Consider the following 4,339-nt stretch of genomic DNA (forward strand, 5'->3'; position numbering starts at 1 on the left):
GGCGCGCTGGTGCCCAACGCCAATGGCGCCGGCTATTACCGGTTCAGCATGGACAACGCCGGCTGGGACCAGTTGATCGCCGCCGCCAGCCGCCTGCCCGAACGCGAAGCCATGGCGGTTGCCGATTCGATCTGGGCCGATTTTGCCGCTGGCCGCATCGATTTTGGCCGCGTGATGAAAGCCGCCGAGCAATTGGCGCAGCACAAGGACAAATTGCCGGCGCTGGTGCTGGGCCGGCAAATCGGCGGCCTGGCCAGCACCCTGCTGGCCGACAGCGAACTGCCCGCCTATCGCGCGCTGATGCTGCGGCTGTATGCGGGCCGGCCCGAAATGCAGGGCTTTGATCCATCGGTGGCCGCGGCCGCAACCGGCAGCGCCGCCGCCCAGGGCTGGCGCGAATCGCTGGTGCCGCTGGTGGCGCTGTCGGGCCGCGATCCGGCCTTGCGCACCGCCCTGAAGGACGCTGCAATGCGCAGCCTGGCCGGTGACGGCGCGGCGCTGGCCCCGGTGTTCCGCCGCGCGGCACTGGCCGTGGCCGTGCAGGATGGCGGCATCGCCTTTGCCGATCAACTGTTTGCCGCGCTGAAGGCCAGCAACGATCCGCTGTTTCGCGCCCATGCCGCCGCGGCGCTGGGCAGCATCGAAGGCGCAGCGGGCGCGGCCCATGTGCAGGGCCTGTCGCGGGCCGAAGGGCTGATCAGCCGCGAACGCACCACCATCCTGGCCGTGCTGGCCAATAACCGCGCCAGCCGCGATGCCACCACGCAATATGTCGCCAGCAATTTCAAGCAGGTGGTCGAAAGCTTCCCCGGCTTTGCCCGCGCCGGCATCATCGGCTTCTTTGATGGCTATTGCAGCGCCGACGCCATCGCCCGCGTCGAAGGCCTGATCCAGCCCAATCTGGCGCTGCTGGGCGGCGGCGAACTGGAACTGTCGCAAACCCGCGAACGCATCGGCCAATGCGCCGCGCTGAAAGCCGCCAAGGGCGCCGAAATCAGCGCCGCACTGGCGGTTGGACGATGAAAGATAAAGCCTCCGGCGGGCAGGGGTGACCCCTGCACCCGATTGTTGGTTCGGGCCCGTGTTTCGAAGGTCTGGACCGAATTAAATCGAAAGTGGTGCAGGGCTCAGCCCTGCCCGCCGGAGGCATTTTTCTTCTGCTTTGACCTTGGCTTAGCTGGCCCGACTCACGCCGGGTCGGCCGCTGGTTTCTTGGCAGGCGCTTTCTTCGCCGCAGGCTTCTTCGCTGCTGCCTTCTTCGCCGGAGCTTTCTTTGCCGGTGCTTTCTTCGCCGCTGGTTTCTTGCCCTTCTTGGCCGGGGCTGCTGCCGCCCGTGCGGCCAGCAACACCACGGCTTCGGCCAGGGTCAGATCGGCGGGTTCGCTGCCCTTGGGCAGGGTGGCGTTGGTGGTGCCGTCGGACACATAGGCGCCGTAACGCCCCGCCAGCACGCGCACGGCCACCCCGGTTTCGGGATGTGCGCCCAGTTCCGCCAGCGCGGTTGCTACCCCGCGCTGCGGCCGCCCGCCGCTGGCCTTGGCAGCCGCGGCTTCGGCCAGATTGACCACGGCGGCATTCATGCCGATTTCAAACACGTCGGCGGTTGATGTCAGCCGGCCATATTTGCCGGCGTGCGCCAGATAGGGGCCGTACCGCCCGATGCTGGCGGTGATGGTTTCGCCGGTTTCCGGATGCGTGCCCACGGTGCGCGGCAGATTGAGCAATTTCACCGCCCAATCCAGATCCTCCGGCCCGGTGATGCTCACGTCCTTGGGGATGGAGGCGCGCGCCGGCTTTTCGCCCTCGCTGCCTTCGCCGCGCTGCACAAAGCGGCCAAAGCGGCCCGAACGCAGCGTGATCAGCTCGGCGGTCACCGGGTCCGCGCCCAGCTCCACCGGGCCTTCGCTGGCGCCGCCTTCGCTGGCGAACGGCCGCGTATATTTGCATTCCGGATAATTGGAACACGCCACAAACGCCCCGAACCGCCCGGTTTTCAAGCTCAGCCGGCCGGCGCTGCAGCGCGGGCACAGGCGCGGATCGCTGTCGTCGCCGGTTTCAGGAAACAGGAACGGTGCCAGATATTCATCCAGCGCGGCGGTCACATCCGATGGCCGCTGCTCCATGATCTCGGCGGTCTTGGGCTGAAAATCCGCCCAGAAGGCGCGCAGCAATTCCAGATAGGATGCATCGCCGGCCGACACATCATCCAGCTGCGTTTCCAGCCCGGCGGTGAAATCATATTCCACATAGCGCGCAAAGAACCGCTCCAGAAACGCCGTGACCAGCCGGCCCTTTTCCTCGGCATGGAAACGATTTTTCTCCACCCGCACATAGGCACGGTCGCGCAGCGTGGTCAGGATGGAGGCATAGGTGGATGGGCGGCCGATGCCCAATTCCTCCATGCGCTTGACCAGCGTGGCTTCGCTGAAACGCGGCGGCGGTTCGGTGAAATGCTGGGTGGCCGCCACATGCTTGGATGCGCAGCGATCGCCGCCGGCCAGGCGCGGCAGCCGGGCTTCATCATCCTCATCATCGGCCATTGCGTCCTTGGGCTTTTCATCGCGGGCTTCGCTGTACAGCACCAGAAAGCCCGGTGTGATCACCACCTGGCCGGTGGCGCGCAGACCGTGGCGGCCATCATCGTCGTACAGATCGATGCTGGTGCGCTCCAGCCGGGCGCTGGCCATCTGGCTGGCGACGGTGCGGTTCCAGATCAGCGCATACAGCTTCTCCGCATCACCATCCGGCCGGCCGGGCCGACGCGAGAAATCGGTGGGGCGGATGGCCTCGTGGGCTTCCTGGGCATTCTTGGCCTTGGCGGTGTAGATACGCGGTTTTTCGGGCAGCACATCGGGCGAGCTGCCATAATCATTGGCGATCAGATCGCGCACCGCGTGCATGGCTTCGGCGGCAATCTGCACGCCATCGGTGCGCATATAGGTGATGCGGCCATCTTCATACAGGCCCTGCGCCACGCGCATCGTGTGGCTGGCATTAAAGCCCAGCCGCCGCGAAGCCTCCTGCTGCAGCGTCGATGTGGTGAACGGAGGTGCCGGGTTGCGGCTGACCGGCTTGGTTTCAACGGTTCGCACCGTAAAGCCATTTTTCTCAATGGCTTCCCGCGCAGCATTTGCTGCAACATTGTCCAGATCGAACTGGCCCAATTTCTTGCCGTCCAGCACCGCAAGGCGGGCGCGGAAGGTCTGGCCGGCGGGCGCGATCATGTCCGCCTCCACCCGCCAATATTCGCGTGGGCGATGCGCTTCGATATCGCGTTCGCGCTCCACCACCAGGCGCAGCGCCACCGATTGCACACGGCCCGCTGATTTCGCCCCCGGCAATTTGCGCCACAGCACCGGGGACAGGGTGAAGCCCACCAGATAATCCAGCGCGCGCCGCGCCAGATAGGCATCGATCAGCGGCTGATCGAGATCGCGCGGCGCCGCCATGGCGCGCGTCACGGCGGATTTGGTAATCTCGTTGAACGTCACCCGGCTCGCCCCGCCCTTGGGCAGCGCGCGCTTTTCCTTCAGCCACTCCAGCAAATGCCACGAAATCGCTTCGCCTTCGCGGTCAGGGTCAGTCGCCAGGATCACCGAATCGGCCCGCTTGGCCGCCTCGCGAATCGCGCTGAGCTGCTTGGCCCGGTCCCCCGAAACCTCCCACGCCATGGCAAAATCCGCTTCGGGGTTCACCGAACCATCACGCGGCGGCAGATCGCGCACATGGCCAAAACTGGCCAGCACCTCATAGCTGGGCCCAAGATATTTGTTGATGGTCTTGGCCTTGGCCGGCGATTCAACGATGACTAGCTGCATATGATCCTCACGTGTACGCGCGAGGGTGGCGGGGCAGAGCGAGCGGCGTCAAGGGGTGAGGGGTCGCAGGGCGCGCGATCCCGCTTTAATTCGTCCGGGTCCAATCCTGGCTCTTGCACAGGGCATCGCCGAGCAGGCAGCCTTCCACTTTGAGAGTGCGGCCATTGAGCGTGGCCGTCCCGCTGACCACCCTGTCCTTGTCGGGGATATAGACCTGGCCTTCCCAACGCTGCCCGGCCGCTCCCGGTTGGCCAGTCTTGAGCTGCACAGTCTTGGGCTGAACAGCCCGTGTCATGTTGCGGAACAGCTGCATGCCGATCAATCTGGTCTGGCCGGCATCGGCGGCATCGGCGCGGGCCTTGCGGGAAGCCGCCACGATGGTGCCGCACAGCAACGCCCCGCAATCGGCCAGCCGCACCTGCACGCTGCCCGACGGATTGCGGAACACGCCGTAGGTGGCGGCCTGGGCGGTGCCGGCACCACAGCCGATCATCGCGGCCAGCAGCGCCGTGAGCAGATGT

3 protein-coding genes are annotated in these 4,339 nt (G+C 65.9%); 1 reads left to right on the top strand and 2 read right to left on the bottom strand.

Annotated features, from left to right (window positions below; genetic code table 11):
- Nucleotides 1-1,023 (top strand): ERAP1-like C-terminal domain-containing protein (locus ABWP50_RS12980; protein WP_353218409.1); only part of this gene is annotated, 1,023 nt, incomplete at its 5' end.
- Between the two features lie 164 nt (nucleotides 1,024-1,187).
- Here the strand turns inward: ABWP50_RS12980 and topA are convergent.
- On the bottom strand, nucleotides 1,188-3,818 hold the full coding sequence (gene topA, locus ABWP50_RS12985) for a type I DNA topoisomerase (RefSeq protein WP_353218410.1): 2,631 nt from the start codon (nucleotides 3,816-3,818) through the stop codon (nucleotides 1,188-1,190).
- A gap of 85 nt (nucleotides 3,819-3,903) precedes the next feature.
- Nucleotides 3,904-4,339, bottom strand: a 436-nt coding sequence (locus ABWP50_RS12990) for a DUF2147 domain-containing protein (RefSeq protein ID WP_353218411.1), incomplete at its 5' end; no start/stop codon positions are given.

This window comes from Sandarakinorhabdus sp. (genome assembly GCF_040398645.1).
GTDB lineage: Bacteria > Pseudomonadota > Alphaproteobacteria > Sphingomonadales > Sphingomonadaceae > Sandarakinorhabdus.

Coding starts and splice junctions, on each gene's coding strand:
- topA (WP_353218410.1), bottom strand. CDS start 3,818: ATGCAGCTAGTCATCGTTGAATCGCCGGCCAAGGCCAAGACCATCAAC.